Source organism: Acinetobacter sp. ABJ_C5_2, from assembly GCF_044538485.1.
Classification (GTDB): Bacteria; Pseudomonadota; Gammaproteobacteria; order Pseudomonadales; family Moraxellaceae; genus Acinetobacter; species Acinetobacter nosocomialis_A.
On record NZ_JBIUCS010000006.1, the window covers coordinates 94,307 to 113,514 of the forward strand.

Genomic DNA, 19,208 nt, shown 5'->3' on the forward strand with positions numbered 1-19,208 from the left:
AACCAAAAATATGTCTCTTAAGCCTAAACCACATAAAACACTAAATCTAAGTCCACCTTCACTTTTAGCACTGGGCTTTCTAGGCTTTATTGTCTTTGGCACATTATTGCTTAAACTTCCAATTGCCAATAACGGTCATGTCAGCTGGATGGATGCACTGTTTACGGCAACCTCAGCAGTTACCATTACTGGATTATCTGTTTTAAATATTCATGAATCTTTTACGCTTTTTGGGCAAGTCATTATTTTATTACTAATTCAGTCCGGTGGTTTAGGCTTCATGACTTTTGCCATTTTGGCCGCACTAAGCCTTTCGCCTAAAATTGGTCTTAAACAGCAAATGATGGCCCAAGACAGCCTTGGCCAAACCAGTTTATCAAAAGTGACTTTTGTGGCTAAAGGAGTTGTGACCTACACTCTCCTATTTGAACTGATTGGAATAGTCATTCTCACGTGCGCATTTACGCCTGCTTTTGGCTTCGCTCGTGGTTTGTATTATGCAATGTTTTATAGTATCTCTTCGTTTAATAATGCCGGTTTTTCATTGTTTAATAACAGTTTAATGGGATTTCAAAACAACTATGTGATCTGTCTTACGGTGAGTTTACTTTATACAATAGGTGGACTTGGTTTTTTAGTTCTCATGGACATTAAACAAAATAAAAAATGGAAAAAACTTAGCCCAAACAGCAAACTGATTTTAACGACTATTGCCATTATTAATTTAGTCGCTTTTATTTTAATTTGGGCTATGGAAGCACAAAACCCTCATACATTAGGCATGCTAAGCGTAGGTGATCAAGCTTTACATGCGTGGTTTCAAGCGACTGTTCCGCGATCTTCCGGGTTTAACACCATTGATACAGGAGCAATGACCAATAGCAGCTCTTTGCTTATGATGCTACTGATGTTCATTGGTGGTGGTTCATTAAGTACTGCTGGCGGTATAAAAGTAGGTACTTTTGTCATATTGGTTTTAAGTGTACTGTCCTTTTTAAGACGTACCGATGAAATCAGGGTTTTCAATCATTCTGTTTCCCACGAAACCACTTATAAGGCCTTAGCTGTTACCGCGATTACCAGCATCCTCATATTTATTGGGTTCTTTATACTTTTGCTGTTAGAACCGAAAGCCGACTTTATGAACTTATTATTTGAAGTAGTATCGGCAGCATGCACAGTTGGACTCTCTCGTGGTATTACACCAGATTTACACAATGGTAGCCTATTTATCTTAAGCCTACTTATGTTTGCAGGAAGACTTGGACCTTTAACTCTGGCATATTTGATCGCCACACCTAAAAAGAGTCGCCTCAAACATCCTCAGGCCAACATTCAAATTGGTTAATAAAAAAAGCCGCTGTAAAAAGCGGCTTTTTTATAGGTTTTAACTTAGTACCAGTTCATGAGTGAAACACCCAAACCTGCATAAGTTGCACGGTGGTTATAGTCAATTAAGCTTTCACCATATCCATTAAATAGCTGGAAGTGACCACGCAACTTACCACTGATTGGAAATGCCCAGTCAAACTGAACCGCACCATGAGAGTCATCACCACCTTTTAAAGAGTGACGTAGCATTAGCGAGAAGTCATTGTCTTTCCACTTATAAAAAGCGGTTAAATCACCTCGACCAATATAATCTTCAATATCAGGGTTATTATCATCTTTACTTGCTTCGTTAATACGTACCCAAGGACGAAGCATTACGGCAAAATTACCGCGCTCTAAGCCCACATTAAAGATGACACGGTTCCAGCTACGAGATAACGGATCTGAACGACCATTTGATTGGTGATTTAAAGTTACACCTAATAAACGACCATCTAAACCAAGCAACTCATAGTTTGTTCTAAACATTAAGCTTGCTTCAGGCTCATAATTCGTTTCACGGAAAGGACGAGATTCTTCAGAGTTAAATGTCTGCCAACGTGATGATTGAGTATAACCCACCCATAAATCACCATTGTTACCGAAAATATTTTCCCAAGCTTTCGTTTTTAAAGAAATTTGAAATTTAGTTTCCGTAGATTTCAAATCTTGAGCTTCTTTAACGGTGTTATTGGGATTTGGGCTACTTGGAAATTCATTTTTATCGCTGGTCCAAAATACAGGCAGCAAATAGACAGGCTGATAAGCTCGAATGTTCCAAACACCAAGTTTACTTTTTTCAGATAACTCCCAACGTTGGTCTAATAAAGAAGTAGTAGGTTCAATTTTCGGAGCCTTCCCTATTACTTTAATATTACTAACCGTATCTACAACCTTCTCTTTAAATGTTTCAGGCTGAACAGCAGGTTTATCAATTTTCTTAACAGGCTCTGGTACTGCTGCAGCTTGAACAGCCGGTAAAGCCGAGGGCTTAAATACAGAGTCATAACAAGCTAGGCGATCAGCATTTGAAGCGAGGGCAACACATGCATCTACGGTCGCAGGTTTTACAGGGGCTAAGGTGTCAGCATATGCCACCGACGCACATAAACAGCTAAGCAGGGTTCCCATACTTAGCTGTAATGATGTGCGTTCAAATTGTCTGAACGCCATGTTCATCTCCAATTTTTATTTTAATTAACTTGTTTAATCGTAAAGCCCAATTGTTGCAATTCATCACGTTTTGCAAAAGGTGCAACCACAGCTTTTACAGGTGTTTGTTCAATTAAATATTGACGCGCAACACGTTGTAAGTCTTCTAAAGTCACATGCAATAATCTTTCACGTAATGTACGACGGAAAGTTGGAGTTCTTGCATGTAACAGTGCATAACATGCTGTAATTGCTTCACCAGCTGGTGAACCAGGTTTGTCCATACTCGCCACCAAACCAAGAATTGCTTCTTCAAGCTGATGAGGTTGTTGCTCTGTATTTAACAACCATTGCACGCTCGCTTCAAAGTCTTTAAACGTCTCAGCTAAACGTGGGTCACGGTAACTAAAGAAACGGAATGAACATGCATTTCCATCATAACTAGCACCACCACCATAAGCACCACCTTTTTCACGAATAGCGCTGTGCAAGAAACCATTACGCAAGTAGGCTGCTAACACCATTAAAGGCGCTGCATCTGGATGAGATACGTCCACAGCTTGATATGCAGAAGCACAGAACTGAACATTGGTTTGAATTAACCAAGCTTCATGTTCATTATCGTTTTCTTGCTCAACTTGAGTTAACTCAGTTGCTGCTGTATCAACGTTTAGCTTATCCCAAACATTTTGAATTTCTTCGACTAAACGCTCTGACTGGTGCTCTTCACATACCAACAAGAACTGTTTAGGTGCTTGCAATAATTTGGTATGGATATGCTTCAATTCAGCAATAAGTGCATCATAAGCGCCATCGTCTTGGGTAATTTTAGTAACAAGCTCACCTAACCAATTTAATGCACCTAAGCCAGTGTTTTGATAGTCGCGTTGAGCTAATGCGCTCATGTTACGAGAAGCAATTTGCATCGCATAACTATGGCCCGCGCCCGACAAACGAGACTGCCAACGTGTCTTACGTTGTTGCAATAACTCAATAATTCGCTCTTTTTCATCAAAACGAAGTTGTTCAAATGCTAGTTTTAATAAATGAATTGCATCGAACTTCTGAGTTAAAGATTTAGTCGTTAAAGTTAACCAAGCACTAATTTTGTCTTTATCGTCAACTTTACTGCGTAACGAAGCACCCATTCCCAAACCACCACTTACAGCTGTTTGTAAGTTTTGGAGCTCAAGATAATCGTACTCACCTGCACCAACCTCTCCCATTAAAATAGAGAGCAAATTGAAGTATGGTGATTTAACCACATCATCAGGAATCTGAATAAGTACTTGTTGATAGTAAATACCATTCGTTCCAGCATGATACAAATTCAACGGCGTATCCATTCGATTACAGATAATTTCACGCAATTGACCTTGTACAATATGCAAGTCAGCCGGAACGTCTTCTAGACCTACTTTTGGTAATAGCTCAAGATTGTCTGGCGTATCTTGACGTTCTTGTAATGCTTTGGTTTTAGCAATGATCTCTGCTTTGTCTTCTTCAGTGAGCTTTTCACCAATCGCAGCTAAACGTGCTTTTTCAGCTTCTTGCTCTTTTACTGACTTGGTTGCATCCGGTACTAAAGTCATTTGTACGCGGTGCGGGTTATCTAACAAATGCGTTTGAATCAGGTTAGATAACCACATTGGGTCTTGAAGTTCTTCTTTGACTTGAGCAATCGCACTGTCAACATCCCAAATCTGAATTGGGTCATTATGGTGAATAACGCCACTTAAACCATTTAAAATTAGGCTTAAACCATACGGCGTACCATCACCATTAATTTCACGTTGATGCAACTCGATTTGATGCAAAATCGCATCAACCAAAGCCGAATCAATTGGTTTTGCAGCTACTTCACGTAAAATATTTAAAACACCATCTTTGAAGCTTTCAGCAAACTCTGGGTTTGAACCTTGAACGCCACAATAGAATGTCATTTCAAAGTTACTGTCATCTACGCCCATTAATGGACCAGTCGACTGAGCATAACCACAAGTTTCTAAATAATGACGTAGTGGCGACGCTGAGTTTTCAAGTAAAACACCTTCGACCAAACGCATACCTAGACGTAGTTTGATATCACTCGCTTGTGGTAATAACCAAGACAATACATGGTAAGTTTTATCTTTTAAATCATCGCCATCAACAGCATAGTTTTCTGTAACTTCTACAGGTGCTGTTAAACGTTTTTCTGGTTTTGAATATAAAGTTGTGCCCGCAGCAAACTTATGTAGAGCTAGTTTTTCAAATTGCTCTTGTAACTCATACGCCGTTTGGTTACCGAAGGTCATAAATACTGCATTACTTGGATGGTAATGAGTTTTATAAAATTCGACTAACTGTTCATACGTTAAGTCAGGAATATCTTTTGGATCACCACCTGAGTTGTAGTGATATGTAGTTTCAGGAAATAAATGATGAGCCAACTGATGATAAAGTTGGTCAGACGGCGCACTCATCGCACCTTTCATTTCATTGAACACTACGCCTTTATATACAGGCTGATCATTTTCAAGTTCAATACGAATACCTTCTTGAGCAAAATCAAGAGGATTTAAATTTGCTGAAAAAGCAGCATCTAGATAAACAGAGAGTAAGTTTTGGAAATCTTTCTTATTTTGTGTTGCAAATGGATATGCTGTCCAATCTGCTGCTGTAAACGCGTTCATAAATGTATTTAATGAACGGCGAATCATTAAAAAGAATGGGTCACGTACAGGAAACTTTTCAGAACCACATAAAGCGGTATGCTCTAAAATATGTGCAGTTCCTTTAGAGTCCATCGGTTGTGTTCTGAACGCAACAAGGAATACATTTTCATCATAATCAGTTGCCAAGTGATAATGCACCGCACCTGTGACTTTATGCTTATATTCAGACACTAAAATATCTAATGCTTCAACATGGTGCTGACGTAGCAACTGAAACGCAGGGTGAACAGTTTGAGAAATGGTTTCAGTGACATCTACAGTCATGTGATCTCCTAACATATCGGATAAGTGAATAAGTCTCATTATAGCCTGAGTCGGCTTGAGATTGGCGAACAAAAGCCAAGTAAAATACTATGTTTTTGTTGAGTATTAGTTTTCATGGGCATAGCTTTGATATCAAGCACATAGCCAGCTTAGTTGTATCCTAGCAGAACAAAACCTTTTAATACTATCTATATCCTATACAACAAATAAAAAAGCTCATCATTTCGATGAGCTTTTTTGATATTTTTTTAATTAAAAACGATAGCGAAGAGCAACTTGTGCATTTAATGGGTCACCCATCATGTTTGAATCATTTGCTCCACTATGACCTGAAACAAAATAATCGCGATCAAACAAGTTATTTAAGTTCAAGTTCACATCATAACGTTCACTTTGATAACCTAAGGCCGCATTCACAACTGCATAACCCGGTAAAACATTTTTGTTATCTGGTGCACTAAAGCGCGATGATTCACCACGACCACCTACAGCCGCATACCAATGATCATTAATTTGATATTTTAACCACAGGTTAGCAGTGTTGTTTGGTGTAAGCGCTGAGTGATTCCCCGTAAATCCAATAGTCGACTTTTCAATCTTACCATCCATATAAGAATAGCCAGCTAGCACTGACAACTGATCAGTCAACTGACCTGCTAATGAAAGTTCAACACCTTTAGTTTTTTGCTCACCCGCTAACAGTGCTTGATTTGGATTAGCCGGATCTTGGTTTTGAATATTAGTTTGGCTCATTTCAAACAAAGCCAATGTCACATTCAATTGATCATTTACATCCCACTTCGCACCCACCTCATAATTTTCAGTTTTTGTGGGACTTAAATCAGCACTATTTGTATATAAAACAAATGAATCAGCTAAAGGTTGGAAAGAACGGTTATAAGAAGTATAAAGTGAAAGATTGTTTACTGGCTGATAAACCAATCCGATTCGTGGAGAATAGGTGTTATCAGTTCTATTTAATATTTGAGACTTCACTTTATCATTGCGATCTTGAGATAGATTGTCATAACGTAAACCAACTAAAACTTTAAGCTGGTCTGTCACTGTCATTAAGTCTTGCAGATACACGCCGTAGTTTTCAAAGGTATTGCTATTGTTATTACGCGCAACTGTTGTTCCGGTATTAATAGGTGCCCAGTACTCTAATTTAGGATCATATAAATCAGTGGTTGTTTTAGCACCTTGCCAAAGTATCTCATCTTTATGCTGCTTACTATATTCAGCACCAATTAAGGTATTGTGCTTTAAGAAACCTGTATTAAATAAAGCGCTCAACTCTTGCTGAACATACACACCATCTTCATTACGCAAGCGTTTATTTTGAGTCAAAGTAATTTTTGATTTATCAGCAGGATGCGTATCAACACTATATTGACGGTCTAATGAGTAGTTATAGTGGCGAACTGCACCATGATATTTGAGTTGATCATTAAACTCATGATCCAAACTTATAGTTTGACTTGAGATTTCAGTGTCAACATCCCCGACTTCTTTACCGTTTAATGCACCATAAAAAGTTTTAGGATTTGTCTTAACAGGTTTACCTGTAATTGGATCTGTCGGGAAGCCTTGATCAGCTAAACGATCATCATGCAAATAGTCAGCCTGAAGTAAAAGTTTAGTTTTATCGCTAATATCCCACTGTACTGATGGAGCCACCGCCTGACGTTTTAAAAAGGCCTGATCACGATAACCATCTGAGTCTTCAACTGCACCAGTTAAACGAACCTTAACATTCTCTGCTACTTTTTCATTCACATCGACTTCTGCACGGCGTTGACCTGTAGTACTACCAATCAGGCTCACTTCACGCAAAGATTGATCCATTGGTTTTTTATTAATTTTATTGACCAAACCACCCGCTGAACCACGCCCATAAAGTACAGAGGCAGGTCCTTTTAATACTTCAACTCGCTCAACATTCGACATATCACGAAAATACAATGCATCGTCGCGAATACCATCTACATAATTATCTGTGATTGCTGAGAAACCACGAATCATGACCTGATCACGTTGTCCATCACCGACACTAAAGCTCAAACCAGCAACGTTTTGCAAGGCACCTTGCATAGATGTCACTGTCTGCTCTCTTAAAATTTGTTTCGGTACAACATTTACAATTTGAGGAACATCTTTTAATTGCATAAGTCCTTTAGTTGCACTTGATGCTTGTCCCACTTCTTGTTTTAAACTGATTTCCTTCTCAGCTTTTACTGAAATTGTTGGAAGGTTGGTTACCGCCTGTGAGTCTGCTTCTGCAGCATATACTTGGCCTGTTATAACCCCAACTGACGAAATAAATAAAATAGAACGTTTCATGTAAGTTCGCTATGAATAATTTCAGGCGAAGTTTCAATGAAATACTATACGTTTGTAAATATTATCAAGAATCATTATTAATTGATAATATTTATTAAAAAGAATATTTCAATTGCTTAGGCAAACAATAAAACTCTGCTAGCCGCTGAATTACCTGAATTTTATTCAACAAACTACAGCAAATGTGAGCAATGGTGTAAACTTATCGATCTGATTTTTTATTCTGTGACAACACATATGGCAACTGTAGATCTTTTTGCAATTGGTAATGCATTAATCGACCAAGAATTTAAAGTGTCTGATGATTTTCTTAGTCAGCAAGGCTTACAAAAAGGCACAATGCAGTTGTCTGATGGTGAAACACAATCTGCTTTATATGAAAATTTAAAGCAAACTCAAGATTATAAAGGCCAAGCAAGTGGCGGCTCTGCTGCGAACACAACTGTAGCCTTTAGTGCATTAGGTGGTAGCGCTTTTTATGGCTGTCGTGTTGGTCATGATCAATTAGGTGAAATTTACCTACAAGGTCTAAATGATGCAGGCATCCAAACCACGCCAAAGTCAATCAGTGAAGGTGTAACAGGTACCTGTATGGTACTTATTAGCCCAGACTCTGAGCGTACCATGCATACCTATTTAGGTATTACGGCTGAACTCTCTCAAGATCAAATCGATTTTGAGCCACTTAAAACAGCAAAATGGCTTTATATTGAAGGTTATCTTTCTACAAGTGAAACAGCTCGTAAAGCAGTAAAACAAGCTCGAGAAATTGCAAAAGCTAACGGTGTTAAAATCGCTTTATCTTTATCAGACCCAGCAATGGTTCAATATGCCCGTGAAGGCTTAGAAGAACTTATGGATGATGGTGTAGATTTATTGTTCTGTAATGAGCAAGAAGCTTTAATGTATACCAATACCGCTACAGTTGAAGATGCTCTCACTCAATTGCGTTTTAAAAACCATACTGTTGTGATTACGCAAAGTGCAAAAGGTGCTCTAGTTGCCAACCCAACTCAACATTTCCATGTTCCAGGCCGTCATGTCGAAGCTGTAGATACAAATGGTGCTGGTGATGCTTTTGCGGGTGCATTCCTTTATGCATTAAACCATCAAGAAGACTTAACTGCTGCTGCACAGTTAGCCATCTTAATTTCGAGTGAAGTTGTGTCTCAATTTGGTCCTCGTTTAGCCATTAATGACTATGCTAAACTTCTCGAAAATTTTCAGAAGGAATGTGCTTGAAATGGAAAGGATCTGTATGACGGAAGAAGTTCCTGAGCGTGAAGCTAAAGCTTTTGACACTTTACAAGGAACGACTATTTTCATTACACAGCGTGATGGCTCATTCTATGCCTATCAGAATTTATGCCCACATTTACAAACCGAACTTGAATATTTAGAAAATCAATTTTTAGACCAAGACAAAGAATATATTCAATGCTCTACTCACGGTGCTTTATTCAATGTGGAAACAGGCGAATGTATTTCAGGTCCTTGTTTAGGTGATTTTTTAAATAAAGTTGAGATTAAAGTACATTCAGATGGCGGTATTTATATCGTAGACTGAGATCATCAACATTAGAGTTTCTACCATGGCTGATTTCTTCTTTAATTATTATCTTATGCCATTTCATTTAAGTGTTGTGGCTTTGATATTGCTCAGCGTGGTAGAAACCATTGGTATGTATATTGGGTTACGTCCAAGCCAACTACTAAAAAAAATTGCACCAGATTGGCTTACTAACTCGCCATTACTGAATGTTAAGTTTTCTAAAGCTCTAATTTTCGTTTTTTTACTTATTAATTTCAGCTTTGCAGGTTATTTCTTACAACTCTCTTTCTTTGCAATACAGCATTACTTTATCACCCCATTTTACTTAATTATTCCTGCACTGGTCATCGCAATCTTTTTTACTGTGTTTATGATCCACTGTCTTGACCAAGTGATTAAACCAAAGCTTACCCATACTAATTACAATCTGTTAGGGCGATTAGCGACTATTTCCAGTGGTAGTGCCAGACCCGGTTTTTCAGCTCAAGCGCGTGTCCGTGATGAGTTCGGTCAATTACACTATGTACAAGTTGAGCCAGAATTTGGTGAGTTAGAACTATATTCTCAAGTGATTCTTATTAAAGTTCATAAAAGCCATTACGTTGCCAAGAAAATTTCTCTCTCAAACGATCTTTTCGCTCCTGATTAATTATTTTTAATTTCTGTAGCCTTTCATCGCTTTTTACAGGCTTTATTACTTCTCTCTATCCTATTATTTTTTTAATTAAAATTAATCCAACTATTTTAGTTTGAAATAAAATCACCTTTATTATATCCAACCATTTTAATCAGAATTAAATTTAATCATACTATTTTAATCAACTTAATATACTTATTTACAAGTGTTTTAGTTGGATTTAATAATCAATCCATACTATTTTAGTTAGATATTTTATTTAAAATTATTTAAATATACAAGTTATTGTTTTATATAAAAAAGATAATTAAGTTTTTATTTAAAATATATTTATTGTTTATTTTTAATATATTTTGATTAATAATGAAATTAATATGTATCGAGGTTTATTTTATGAGCCTTAAAAATCTAGATATTAATGCCAAATTAGTTAGAGAAATTACGATTATTCTAATAATTAAAGTCGTGCTTCTCTTAACAATCAAACATATTTGGTTTGATGCTCCCACTATCCCCAAAAATTTCGACAATCAAGTCGCTGAGCATATTGCAGGCGATAACACTTCCCACATTAAGGAGACACGTTGATGATTTCTGAAAGCGTGGTTGATCTTTCGCGGTTCCAATTTGCGATGACCGCAATGTATCACTTTCTTTTCGTACCTTTGACCCTAGGCCTTGCGTTTATTCTGGCCATTATGGAAACAACTTACGTGATATCTGGTAAAGAAATTTACAAAGATATGACTAAGTTTTGGGGAAAATTATTTGGTATTAACTTTGCTTTAGGTGTAACTACAGGCTTAACCATGGAGTTCCAATTCGGGACAAACTGGGCATATTACTCACACTATGTAGGTGATATTTTTGGTGCACCACTGGCAATTGAAGGCTTAATGGCATTCTTCCTTGAGTCGACATTTATCGGTTTATTCTTTTTCGGATGGGACCGTCTGAGCAAAGTACAACATTTAGGTGTAACTTGGTTAGTTGCTCTTGGCTCTAATATGTCAGCGCTTTGGATTTTGGTTGCGAATGGTTGGATGCAAAACCCTGTCGGTGCAGCATTTAACTTTGAAACCATGCGTATGGAGCTTGTTGATTTCGGTGCACTTATTTTCAATCCAGTTGCGCAAGTAAAATTTGTACATACTGTTTCTGCCGGATATGTAACTGGTGCGATTTTCGTACTCGCCATTTCAAGCTATTACTTGCTTAAAAAACGTGATCTTCCTTTTGCTCGCCGTTCATTTGCAATTGCCGCGATTTTCGGACTTGCTTCTACACTTTCAGTAATTTTGCTCGGTGATGAATCTGGTTATGAACTAGGTGATGTGCAAAAAACTAAACTCGCTGCAATTGAAGCTGAATGGGATACTCACCCTGCGCCTGCGCCATTTACATTATTTGGTATCCCCAACCATGAAGAAATGCGAACAGACTATGCAGTTAAGATTCCTTATGCATTAGGTTTAATTGCAACTCGCTCAACAACTAAAGAAGTTACTGGTCTTAAAGATCTCATGCAGCAGCATGAAGTTCGTATTCGTAACGGTATGCTTGCTTATGCTGAACTTGAAAAACTACGTGCTGGTGATCGCTCACCAGAATTATTGGCTTCATTTGAGAAAAACCAAAAAGATTTAGGTTATGGCCTACTTCTTAAAAAATATGCACCAAATGTCGTAGACGCAAGCGAACAAAATATTCAAGCCGCTGTCAAAGATACTGTTCCAAATGTGACTGCATTGTTCTTCTCTTTCCGTGCAATGGTTGCATCTGGTTTCTTAATGTTGCTTCTTTTCATTTTAGCCACTTGGGCTGTAGCAAAAAGAAATGCTGAAAATAAACCTTGGTTACTCAAATACGCATTGTTTGCATTACCTCTTCCGTGGATTGCAGCTCAAACAGGCTGGTATGTCGCTGAAGGAGGCCGTCAACCTTGGTCTATCGGTGAGATTTTACCGACACACTTATCAACTTCGAGTTTAAATACAGGTGATGTATGGGGCTCAATCCTCGCGTTAGCAGCGTTCTATACCGTCCTTTTAATTATTGAAATGTACTTAATGATTAAATTTGCTCGCTTAGGACCAAGTTCCCTTCACACTGGTAAATACCATTTTGAAAAGCAAGAACCTAAAGCATCTGTTAATGGGGAGGCTTTATCATGATTGAATACGAACTCCTAAAAATCATATGGTGGGTATTAGTTGGAGTCTTACTCATCGGGTTTGCTTTAACCGATGGCTTTGATATGGGCTCAATGGCACTCATGCCTTTTGTTGGTAAAACTGATAACGAACGTCGTGCTGCTATCAATACTATTGCACCGCACTGGGATGGTAATCAGGTCTGGTTTATTACCGCAGGTGGCGCATTGTTTGCAGCATGGCCAATGGTTTACGCAGTTGCATTCTCAGGAATGTACTGGGCCTTATTACTGGTACTATTTGCCCTATTTTTACGTCCTGTAGGTTTTGACTATCGTTCTAAACTTGAAAATACACAATGGCGTAGCTCATGGGACTGGGGACTTTGTATCGGTGGTGCTGTTCCAGCTCTTGTTTTTGGTGTGGCATTCGGTAATTTATTCTTAGGTATTCCGTTTAGTTTAGATAGCACATTACGCTCTGAATACTCAGGTAGCTTCTTTGCTCTTCTTAATCCGTTCGCCTTAGTTTGCGGTATTGTCAGTTTATCTATGTTATGTGCGCATGGTGGTGCTTGGCTTATGCTCCGCACAGACGGCGCTTTGAGACAACGTTCCGCTAAAGCCACCCAAATTATGGCAGCAGTATTCTTAGTTTGTTTCCTTGTGATTGGAGCATGGTTGTACTTCGGTCAAGTTCCTGGTTATAGCTATGCTGCAGCAATTAATCCAAATGCTGCTCTTAATCCTTTAGCTAAACAAGTCGTCACAAATAACAACCCAGGCTGGATGAACAACTACACTAGCTATCCAATCACTAAGGTTGCTCCAGTTGTCGCAATTTTAGGGGCAATTATTGCCTTCTTTACAGCATCAAAAGCAAAAGCAGGTTTAAGCTTTGCCGGTACAAGCTTAATGATTGTAGGTGCAATCTTAACTGCTGGGTTTGCTCTCTTCCCATTTTTATTGCCATCGAGTATTAACCCGAACTCTAGCTTAACAATGTGGGATGCTGTATCTAGTCACCGTACTTTAGGTGTTATGACTGTTGCTGCATGTATTTTTGTTCCAATCATTTTGCTCTATACAACTTGGTCGTATTACAAAATGTGGGGCGTGATTACCAACAAACATATCGAGTCAAACTCGCACAGCTTGTACTAATAAGGAGAAGCAAATGTGGTATTTCGCATGGATTCTTGGGATTTTGATGGCATGTTTTGCAGGTGTATTGAGCGCTCTTTATATCGAACACCATCAAAATTTAGATGAGGAATAAATCATGGCAAACGCAATGACAGCATCTAATCAACGAAAAGCTCAAGCATTTGCAATGGCCATTTCATTTCTGTTGGCATTGCCACTTGCTGCAATTTTACTGGTTCATCCTTCACTAATGTTAGATGCAAACGGACACTACAATCATAGCCAGCTTATGCTGGTCATGGTGGGGATTTCTGGAGGCTTCATTTATGGTGTTGGTTTTGTACCCCACTTCTGGTTATGGAAATGGTTGTTTAGTCCATGGATAGCTTGGCCTCTCATGCTTTTAGGCTATTACATCTGGTTTCTAACCTAAACAAAAAGGACCTCATTTGAGGTCCTTTTTCATTTCAATCAGCTTAATAGGTACAAGTGGAACTCCAACATCTGCTTCAAGTGGATATGGTTCTTGATTGCCTGTTTTTGTATATCCGCGTCTCTCATAATAACTAATTAGCTCTGAACGCACATTCAAAACATACATGATGGCACTGTCCAATTCCGGTACTTTGTGCAAAGCAAACTGTTCAGCGTACTCCAGAACCGAACGACCTACTTTCATATTCTGTAAATTAGGATCGGTACAGAATGTTCCTATCTCAACCGCGTTGTTTTGAAATGTAAGGCCTATGCATGCAGCAATTTGTGAAGAATTTATTTCTGCAACCAATAATACTGAGTTAGGTAATTCTAATTGCTGTTTCAATTGCTCTTGACTAATACGTTGGCCTTTTACAAATTCAACTTCAGTTGTCCAGCTTCTACTTTGTTGCGCTCTATAGGCCTGATTAATCAAATCTACAAGTGAGGGAATATCACTCACTTTAGCTAAACGGAAATTTAAATTTATCATAAATATACTTAGGCTATTTAAAATATTCTAAAAAATAAAGCCGATATTAAATCGGCTTTATTTTGAATAGCAATTGATTAATTTGATTGTTCAGCTAACCAAGCCATAAATTTTTGACGCTCAGCTTTAGAAGATTTTTGCCAAATTTCGACCAAACGCTGATCATTCGTTTGTGCCACACCTGCTGAAGGTACTGTTACGGCAATAGGTGCAGCAACTTGAGCTGTGGTCGGTTTTGCAGCTGCATATATGGCATCAGGTTGTTGCTTAGATGATTTAGTCGTGAAGTCAGTAACCTTACCTAACAAGCCTGTCGCAAACCAAGGTTTTGCTTCATTATTTGCACCAGTCTGTTGAACAACTAGTTCATTATTTGAATTATATACAGCGACTGTTGGTTGCTCAGCATATTTTTTTGCTTGTTCAAATTCTTTTGGAGCACCTACCATTGCAAGCTTATAGGTTTGACCATCTTTTAATGATGGTGTTTGAATTGTAACGACTCCAGACTTAACAATATCGTGTTCACCATTTAGATGTTCAAAGTATTCTTGATAACGCACACTTAGGTTCGTTGTACCGGCATCAACTTTGTAGTTATTCTTAGAAGAACGAAATAATCCTGAATTGACTTCTTGACCATTTACCGCAAGGATTACAATTTCCTCTGGTGCTGTAATTGTAACTGCTGAAAATACTGAACCGCTGAGTAATAAACCAATCGCAGCAACACTTAATCTTAAAGTCATCTGTTCACGTCTCTATAATATTTAATAGTTTCTAAAAACATGAGCAATATGCAATATGATTATGACGATTTTATGACACTTGTTCTTTTGACGAAGCTGCACTTAAAACTTTTAAAATATATTGTTGAATTATAATAAATATCTATTTTGATCGTTAATTTTAAACAAATAAAAAAAGAGTACCTAAGTGGTACTCTTTTCATTAACTAAAATTAGTTAAATGTTTTGAAACGATCTTCATCGCTAATGAATGCTTTCTCACCAGCTGGTGCTTCAACAGAACCAAATACTAACTGAGCACGTAATTTCCAAGTTGCAGGTACATCAAATGCTTCAGCAGCATCGGCGTCAACAACTGGGTTATAGTGTTGTAAAGACGCACCTAAACCAAGTTCTGAAAGTGCAGTCCAAGTCGCAAACTGAGCAATTGCACTTGAATGTTCAGACCAAACTGGGAAGTTATCTGCATATAATTCAAATTGCTCTTGTAAGCTTTTAACAACAGCTTGATCTTCATAAAATAGTACTGTACCGACACCAGCAACAAAGCTATCAATTTTTGCATTTGTACCAGCGAACGCATCTGCAGGAACAATTTTACGTAACGCTTCACGAACTAAGTTCCAAAATTTAGCATGTGATTCACCATAAAGGGTTACTACACGTGAAGATTGCGAGTTGAATGCTGATGGACTATGTTTAACCGCTTCACGAATTGTTTCTTCAATTTTTGTGCGATCTAATGCAACATTTTTACCAATTGCATAAATAGTACGACGGTTTTTAATTTTATCTAAGAAAGTAGACATTTTGTTATTTCCTACCTATTTGATTGACCATTGGCCGTTGTTTGGGAATGAATATAGTCTATGAAACTCATTTCTTATAATCAGCATTAAAAATATGACAGTTCGTTTTATTTTCGCAACAATAAAAAAAGATATAAATATAAAAAAACCTCACTATTTCGTGAGGTTTTTATAGATAAGCTGCAAATTATTTTTCTGTTTCAAATAATGCTGCAACAAATGATTTCGCCGAGAACGGTCTTAAATCATCAATTTTTTCACCCACGCCAATAAAACGAATTGGTACATGAGTACGGCTAGCAATATTAAACAGCACACCACCTTTTGCAGTGCCGTCCAACTTAGTAATAGTAATACCAGTTAAACCAACTGCCTGATCAAATTCTTGTACTTGGTTAATTGCATTTTGCCCTGTACCTGCATCTACTACTAACATAATTTCATGCGGTGCCGTTGCATCAATTTTTTGCATAACACGCTTAACTTTCTTAAGCTCTTCCATCAAGTTACTTTTGTTATGTAAGCGGCCTGCGGTGTCTGCAATCAATACATCAATACCTTTAGCTCGCGCACTTTCAAAAGCATCAAAAATAACCGAAGCGCTGTCTGCGCCATGACCTTGAGCAACAACGGAAATATCGTTACGCTCACCCCAAATTTGTAATTGTTCAGTAGCAGCTGCACGGAATGTATCACCTGCTGCCAGCATTACTTTCTTGCCTTCGCCTTGCAAACGCTTAGCTAATTTACCAATAGTCGTTGTTTTTCCAACGCCATTTACACCCACCATTAAAATCACATAAGGCGATTTATTTGGGTCAATATGTAAAGGCTTCACACGTGGAGCAAGTAAAGCAACCAACTCTTCTTGTAAAGCTTTATAAAGCGAATGTGAGTAAATCAAATCGCCACGTGTAGTACGTTCAGTTAAGTTGGTAATAATCGTTTTTGTTGCCTCAACACCAATATCTGCAACTAATAATTGCTCTTCAACTTCTTCAAGCAACTCATCATCAATTTCTTTACCACCAATTAAGATATTGACCATACCATCGGTAAAATTACGACGAGTTTTAGTCAAACCTTCTTTCATTCGGCCAAAGAAACCAGACTTTGGTTGCTCTGGTTCAGTTGAAGGTGTAGCTTCAACAATTTCTTCAGCTTTTACTTCTTGCTTAACAGGTGACTCAACGATAGGAACATCGATAGCAGGTAAATTAGGCAATGTGACATCGTCATCCCCGATCTCAGCATCTATCAAGAATTTATTTTGCATATTCGATTGTTGTTGCATGCCGATTCCTTGAAAAGCAGCGTGTTAAAAAACAGAAAGTTTAGCATAAATTCAAGTTTTTGCCTGCTCCAATAGCGAGCAAAACCTTGTTGAAATAAAGACAGTATTTATTGAGTATCTTCTTGTGCTAACGCAGGATATTCCTTGATGTGATCATGTTCAAACTGATAAGCATGCATTAGCTTTAAATACTCTGCTCTATGAATTTTTGATTGAGCCATAATCAACTCAGCCATATCTTGAGTTCTAGGATATGTCGCCTGCCGTGAAAGTTGCACAATACGTTGATACTGTTCTGAGTTGACAGGACGAAGTAATGCTAAATAAGACAGCATAAAAATACAGCCAATGATAATAATCACAACCAGATTAAAACATTGGTCTGCCTTGAACTCAGACTTTAATTTAAGAAAATTTTCTTTGAATGTGAGCATGACCTACCTCTAATTTATGTAGTGTAGGGTTCAATGCACTTCAGCACAAGGTCAAAATCCAGTAAGGCTCTATTCTTTATCCTTACTGGATGACAAACTTTAGCTTATTAAAGAGCGAATTACAGAGAAGTATAAGATTGCTGCAATAATTACTAAAACCAGTAACATAGCAAAAATGCTTAAACCTTCTTCTGCATCAGCCGGGTGCAATTCATCTTCATCTGCAATTTTTCTAAGCTCACCATCATATACATTATAGAATCGAGCTTTTTGGTCAGGGGCTAATTGACGAGCATAGTCAAAAACACGTTTACGTTGTGCTAGACAATAGTCCCCTAAATGAATTTCTTGATGGAAAATTGCTTCATCTAATAATTTACGATGGTAATGGGCAAGCTCTATGATTTGCTCCTCTTTAGGAGGAGTATCAAAAACAAAGCCATCGATAGTATTTGTCATAGTTATTCTCCTTGTCTTTTATTCTCATATTGATTTTACTCAAAATTATTTGTGAATAATGTTTAATCATGTATCCTAATAGTGAACTAACTGATGCCGATCAATAGTTGACAAATCCATTAATTTGTAATATTAGTTTAACAATTCTAAGTTACATTAGTTCAAAGGCAGTGGCCTTTAGAAAAAGTAATCATAATTAAAATAAGGAGTTTTATATGATTCAACGTATCTCTCATCATGATTTAGAACATGTATACGCAACTGCGGTTAACACAATTCACTCTCAAATGAATTTCCAAGATGCGGTTGCACAGTTAGAAGAAGTTGCTCGTGCTGGTCACGGTAAAGCTGCTCTGTTCTTAGCAGAACTATATTATCAAGGTTTCCGTGTAGAACGTGACTCCATGAAAGCACAATATTGGCAGAAGTTGGCCACGATGCAAGCATAAATAAACGTCACTTAGGTGGCGTTTTTTTATACCTGTAAAAAGTTCAATATAAATTAACCATAACTATGTTCATCTTGCGCTTCGCCAAAGCTTTAGCCGCTTTGTCTTGCTCAGGTGGCATTTTTTTATGCCTGTAAAAAACCAAAGTTATCTATTTATCTACGGACTTACTTGGCCACTTCAGTCGCGGCTCCAGTATTACCTTTTTTGGGCATTGATCTATATAGATATTTCGAGCCATCAATATTTGTTTACGATTTGACACCTGTTTAAACTGAAATGTCATGTGGTTTTCTTATAATAAGCAAGACAAGTTGAAAACCTTTAAATTTAAAATGAACAGTTTAACTAATCTACAACCGGTTTCTAAAGACTTGATGATCAAGATTTATATTTTAAGAACCATGATGTACTGTGGGGTTCTTTGGGGACTATTTGATGAAGGCTGGGCTATAAAATCAGATCAGGAAGATTTTATTTTCCCGTTTTGGTTAAATGGAGTTCAAGCACATCGATATGCCAAAACTCATTGGCCTAATTACAAGCCAAGAAAAATTACCCCTAAAGACTTCCATGAATCTTTATTACCTACTTTAACACGGTTGAAAGTAACCCCTGCTTTATTTAACTCATCTCATCGTAAGTTGAAGTTATCCACTCAACAAATGCATCATTTCTTTTTTAATCATCCGAAATGGCAGGTAGCTTAA

The 19,208-nt window shown here is 37.7% G+C and carries 20 protein-coding genes; 11 read left to right on the forward strand and 9 right to left on the reverse strand.

Translation table 11 applies throughout. The features are described 5' to 3' along the window. Positions 1–10: 10 nt before the first annotated feature. Positions 11–1,348 carry a TrkH family potassium uptake protein gene (locus ACH8JV_RS09405; protein WP_263613853.1) on the forward strand — a complete coding sequence of 446 codons (1,338 nt, stop codon included), beginning with the start codon at positions 11–13 and terminating at the stop codon, positions 1,346–1,348. A gap of 44 nt (positions 1,349–1,392) precedes the next feature. Here the strand turns inward: ACH8JV_RS09405 and ACH8JV_RS09410 are convergent, their stop codons facing one another. The 3 genes from ACH8JV_RS09410 to ACH8JV_RS09420 all read right to left on the reverse strand — a co-directional run bounded on the left by ACH8JV_RS09410 (position 1,393) and on the right by ACH8JV_RS09420 (position 7,847). Then, positions 1,393–2,544, reverse strand: a complete 1,152-nt coding sequence (locus tag ACH8JV_RS09410) for a phospholipase A (RefSeq protein WP_263613854.1) — start codon at positions 2,542–2,544, stop codon at positions 1,393–1,395. 20 nt (positions 2,545–2,564) lie between these two features. After that, on the reverse strand, positions 2,565–5,504 hold the full coding sequence (locus tag ACH8JV_RS09415) for an insulinase family protein (protein ID WP_396520900.1): 2,940 nt from the start codon (positions 5,502–5,504) through the stop codon (positions 2,565–2,567). Between the two features lie 252 nt (positions 5,505–5,756). Beyond that, positions 5,757–7,847, reverse strand: a complete 2,091-nt coding sequence (locus ACH8JV_RS09420) for a TonB-dependent receptor (RefSeq protein ID WP_396520902.1) — start codon at positions 7,845–7,847, stop codon at positions 5,757–5,759. A gap of 237 nt (positions 7,848–8,084) precedes the next feature. Here ACH8JV_RS09420 and ACH8JV_RS09425 point away from each other — a divergent pair, with 237 nt between their 5' ends. From ACH8JV_RS09425 to ACH8JV_RS09460, 8 genes are all read left to right on the forward strand, one after another. Further along, positions 8,085–9,089, forward strand: a complete 1,005-nt coding sequence (locus tag ACH8JV_RS09425; RefSeq protein WP_263613857.1) for an adenosine kinase — start codon at positions 8,085–8,087, stop codon at positions 9,087–9,089. Between the two features lie 16 nt (positions 9,090–9,105). Next, positions 9,106–9,414: a Rieske (2Fe-2S) protein gene (locus ACH8JV_RS09430; RefSeq protein WP_396520904.1), complete on the forward strand. Its 309-nt coding sequence runs from the start codon at positions 9,106–9,108 to the stop codon at positions 9,412–9,414. Positions 9,415–9,439: 25 nt separating this feature from the next. Next, a complete protein-coding gene (locus tag ACH8JV_RS09435; RefSeq protein ID WP_086377691.1) occupies positions 9,440–10,048 on the forward strand; it encodes an OB-fold-containig protein in 609 nt (202 codons plus the stop codon). A gap of 381 nt (positions 10,049–10,429) precedes the next feature. Beyond that, a complete protein-coding gene (cydP, locus tag ACH8JV_RS09440) occupies positions 10,430–10,624 on the forward strand; it encodes a cytochrome oxidase putative small subunit CydP (protein ID WP_004701293.1) in 195 nt (64 codons plus the stop codon). Then, entirely contained in the window at positions 10,624–12,210 is a 1,587-nt protein-coding gene (locus tag ACH8JV_RS09445; protein WP_396520906.1) for a cytochrome ubiquinol oxidase subunit I, read from the forward strand. Before cydP ends, ACH8JV_RS09445 begins: the two co-directional genes overlap by 1 nt. Further along, complete coding sequence (gene cydB / locus ACH8JV_RS09450; protein WP_396520908.1) at positions 12,207–13,352, forward strand: cytochrome d ubiquinol oxidase subunit II; 1,146 nt, start codon at positions 12,207–12,209, stop codon at positions 13,350–13,352. Before ACH8JV_RS09445 ends, cydB begins: the two co-directional genes overlap by 4 nt. A gap of 13 nt (positions 13,353–13,365) precedes the next feature. Continuing rightward, a complete protein-coding gene (gene cydX / locus ACH8JV_RS09455; RefSeq protein WP_000270276.1) occupies positions 13,366–13,467 on the forward strand; it encodes a cytochrome bd-I oxidase subunit CydX in 102 nt (33 codons plus the stop codon). Further along, on the forward strand, positions 13,468–13,767 hold the full coding sequence (locus tag ACH8JV_RS09460) for a cyd operon YbgE family protein (protein ID WP_263614983.1): 300 nt from the start codon (positions 13,468–13,470) through the stop codon (positions 13,765–13,767). Between the two features lie 12 nt (positions 13,768–13,779). On the opposite strand, the gene ACH8JV_RS09465 is transcribed toward ACH8JV_RS09460, so the two are convergent. The 6 genes from ACH8JV_RS09465 to ACH8JV_RS09490 all read right to left on the reverse strand — a co-directional run bounded on the left by ACH8JV_RS09465 (position 13,780) and on the right by ACH8JV_RS09490 (position 18,049). After that, entirely contained in the window at positions 13,780–14,304 is a 525-nt protein-coding gene (locus ACH8JV_RS09465) for a GNAT family N-acetyltransferase (RefSeq protein WP_263613860.1), read from the reverse strand. A gap of 77 nt (positions 14,305–14,381) precedes the next feature. After that, positions 14,382–15,053 carry a DUF2057 domain-containing protein gene (locus tag ACH8JV_RS09470; protein ID WP_343568032.1) on the reverse strand — a complete coding sequence of 224 codons (672 nt, stop codon included), beginning with the start codon at positions 15,051–15,053 and terminating at the stop codon, positions 14,382–14,384. Between the two features lie 212 nt (positions 15,054–15,265). Then, positions 15,266–15,862, reverse strand: a complete 597-nt coding sequence (locus ACH8JV_RS09475; protein ID WP_002046928.1) for a nitroreductase family protein — start codon at positions 15,860–15,862, stop codon at positions 15,266–15,268. 187 nt (positions 15,863–16,049) lie between these two features. Then, a complete protein-coding gene (gene ftsY / locus ACH8JV_RS09480; RefSeq protein WP_396520911.1) occupies positions 16,050–17,156 on the reverse strand; it encodes a signal recognition particle-docking protein FtsY in 1,107 nt (368 codons plus the stop codon). A 107-nt stretch (positions 17,157–17,263) separates the two neighbouring features. After that, entirely contained in the window at positions 17,264–17,590 is a 327-nt protein-coding gene (locus ACH8JV_RS09485; protein ID WP_002046830.1) for a hypothetical protein, read from the reverse strand. Positions 17,591–17,689: 99 nt separating this feature from the next. Beyond that, positions 17,690–18,049 (reverse strand): hypothetical protein, encoded by a 360-nt coding sequence (locus ACH8JV_RS09490; protein ID WP_151789053.1) that lies wholly within the window; start codon positions 18,047–18,049, stop codon positions 17,690–17,692. Between the two features lie 215 nt (positions 18,050–18,264). Here ACH8JV_RS09490 and ACH8JV_RS09495 point away from each other — a divergent pair, with 215 nt between their 5' ends. Both ACH8JV_RS09495 and ACH8JV_RS09500 read left to right on the forward strand, forming a co-directional pair. Continuing rightward, positions 18,265–18,498, forward strand: coding sequence for a hypothetical protein (locus tag ACH8JV_RS09495; protein ID WP_002050673.1), 234 nt, complete (start codon positions 18,265–18,267; stop codon positions 18,496–18,498). Positions 18,499–18,833: 335 nt separating this feature from the next. Next, complete coding sequence (locus tag ACH8JV_RS09500) at positions 18,834–19,208, forward strand: DUF2750 domain-containing protein (RefSeq protein ID WP_263613862.1); 375 nt, start codon at positions 18,834–18,836, stop codon at positions 19,206–19,208.

Excerpts from the sequence above, each read along its gene's own strand:
- ACH8JV_RS09405 (WP_263613853.1), top strand. The coding sequence starts at position 11 with ATGTCTCTTAAGCCTAAACCACATAAAACACTAAATCTAAGTCCACCT.
- ACH8JV_RS09410 (WP_263613854.1), bottom strand. The coding sequence starts at position 2,544 with ATGGCGTTCAGACAATTTGAACGCACATCATTACAGCTAAGTATGGGA.
- ACH8JV_RS09415 (WP_396520900.1), bottom strand. The coding sequence starts at position 5,504 with ATGACTGTAGATGTCACTGAAACCATTTCTCAAACTGTTCACCCTGCG.
- ACH8JV_RS09420 (WP_396520902.1), bottom strand. The coding sequence starts at position 7,847 with ATGAAACGTTCTATTTTATTTATTTCGTCAGTTGGGGTTATAACAGGC.
- ACH8JV_RS09425 (WP_263613857.1), top strand. The coding sequence starts at position 8,085 with ATGGCAACTGTAGATCTTTTTGCAATTGGTAATGCATTAATCGACCAA.
- ACH8JV_RS09430 (WP_396520904.1), top strand. The coding sequence starts at position 9,106 with ATGACGGAAGAAGTTCCTGAGCGTGAAGCTAAAGCTTTTGACACTTTA.
- ACH8JV_RS09435 (WP_086377691.1), top strand. The coding sequence starts at position 9,440 with ATGGCTGATTTCTTCTTTAATTATTATCTTATGCCATTTCATTTAAGT.
- cydP (WP_004701293.1), top strand. The coding sequence starts at position 10,430 with ATGAGCCTTAAAAATCTAGATATTAATGCCAAATTAGTTAGAGAAATT.
- ACH8JV_RS09445 (WP_396520906.1), top strand. The coding sequence starts at position 10,624 with ATGATTTCTGAAAGCGTGGTTGATCTTTCGCGGTTCCAATTTGCGATG.
- cydB (WP_396520908.1), top strand. The coding sequence starts at position 12,207 with ATGATTGAATACGAACTCCTAAAAATCATATGGTGGGTATTAGTTGGA.
- cydX (WP_000270276.1), top strand. The coding sequence starts at position 13,366 with ATGTGGTATTTCGCATGGATTCTTGGGATTTTGATGGCATGTTTTGCA.
- ACH8JV_RS09465 (WP_263613860.1), bottom strand. The coding sequence starts at position 14,304 with ATGATAAATTTAAATTTCCGTTTAGCTAAAGTGAGTGATATTCCCTCA.
- ACH8JV_RS09470 (WP_343568032.1), bottom strand. The coding sequence starts at position 15,053 with ATGACTTTAAGATTAAGTGTTGCTGCGATTGGTTTATTACTCAGCGGT.
- ACH8JV_RS09475 (WP_002046928.1), bottom strand. The coding sequence starts at position 15,862 with ATGTCTACTTTCTTAGATAAAATTAAAAACCGTCGTACTATTTATGCA.
- ftsY (WP_396520911.1), bottom strand. The coding sequence starts at position 17,156 with ATGCAACAACAATCGAATATGCAAAATAAATTCTTGATAGATGCTGAG.
- ACH8JV_RS09485 (WP_002046830.1), bottom strand. The coding sequence starts at position 17,590 with ATGCTCACATTCAAAGAAAATTTTCTTAAATTAAAGTCTGAGTTCAAG.
- ACH8JV_RS09490 (WP_151789053.1), bottom strand. The coding sequence starts at position 18,049 with ATGACAAATACTATCGATGGCTTTGTTTTTGATACTCCTCCTAAAGAG.
- ACH8JV_RS09495 (WP_002050673.1), top strand. The coding sequence starts at position 18,265 with ATGATTCAACGTATCTCTCATCATGATTTAGAACATGTATACGCAACT.
- ACH8JV_RS09500 (WP_263613862.1), top strand. The coding sequence starts at position 18,834 with ATGAACAGTTTAACTAATCTACAACCGGTTTCTAAAGACTTGATGATC.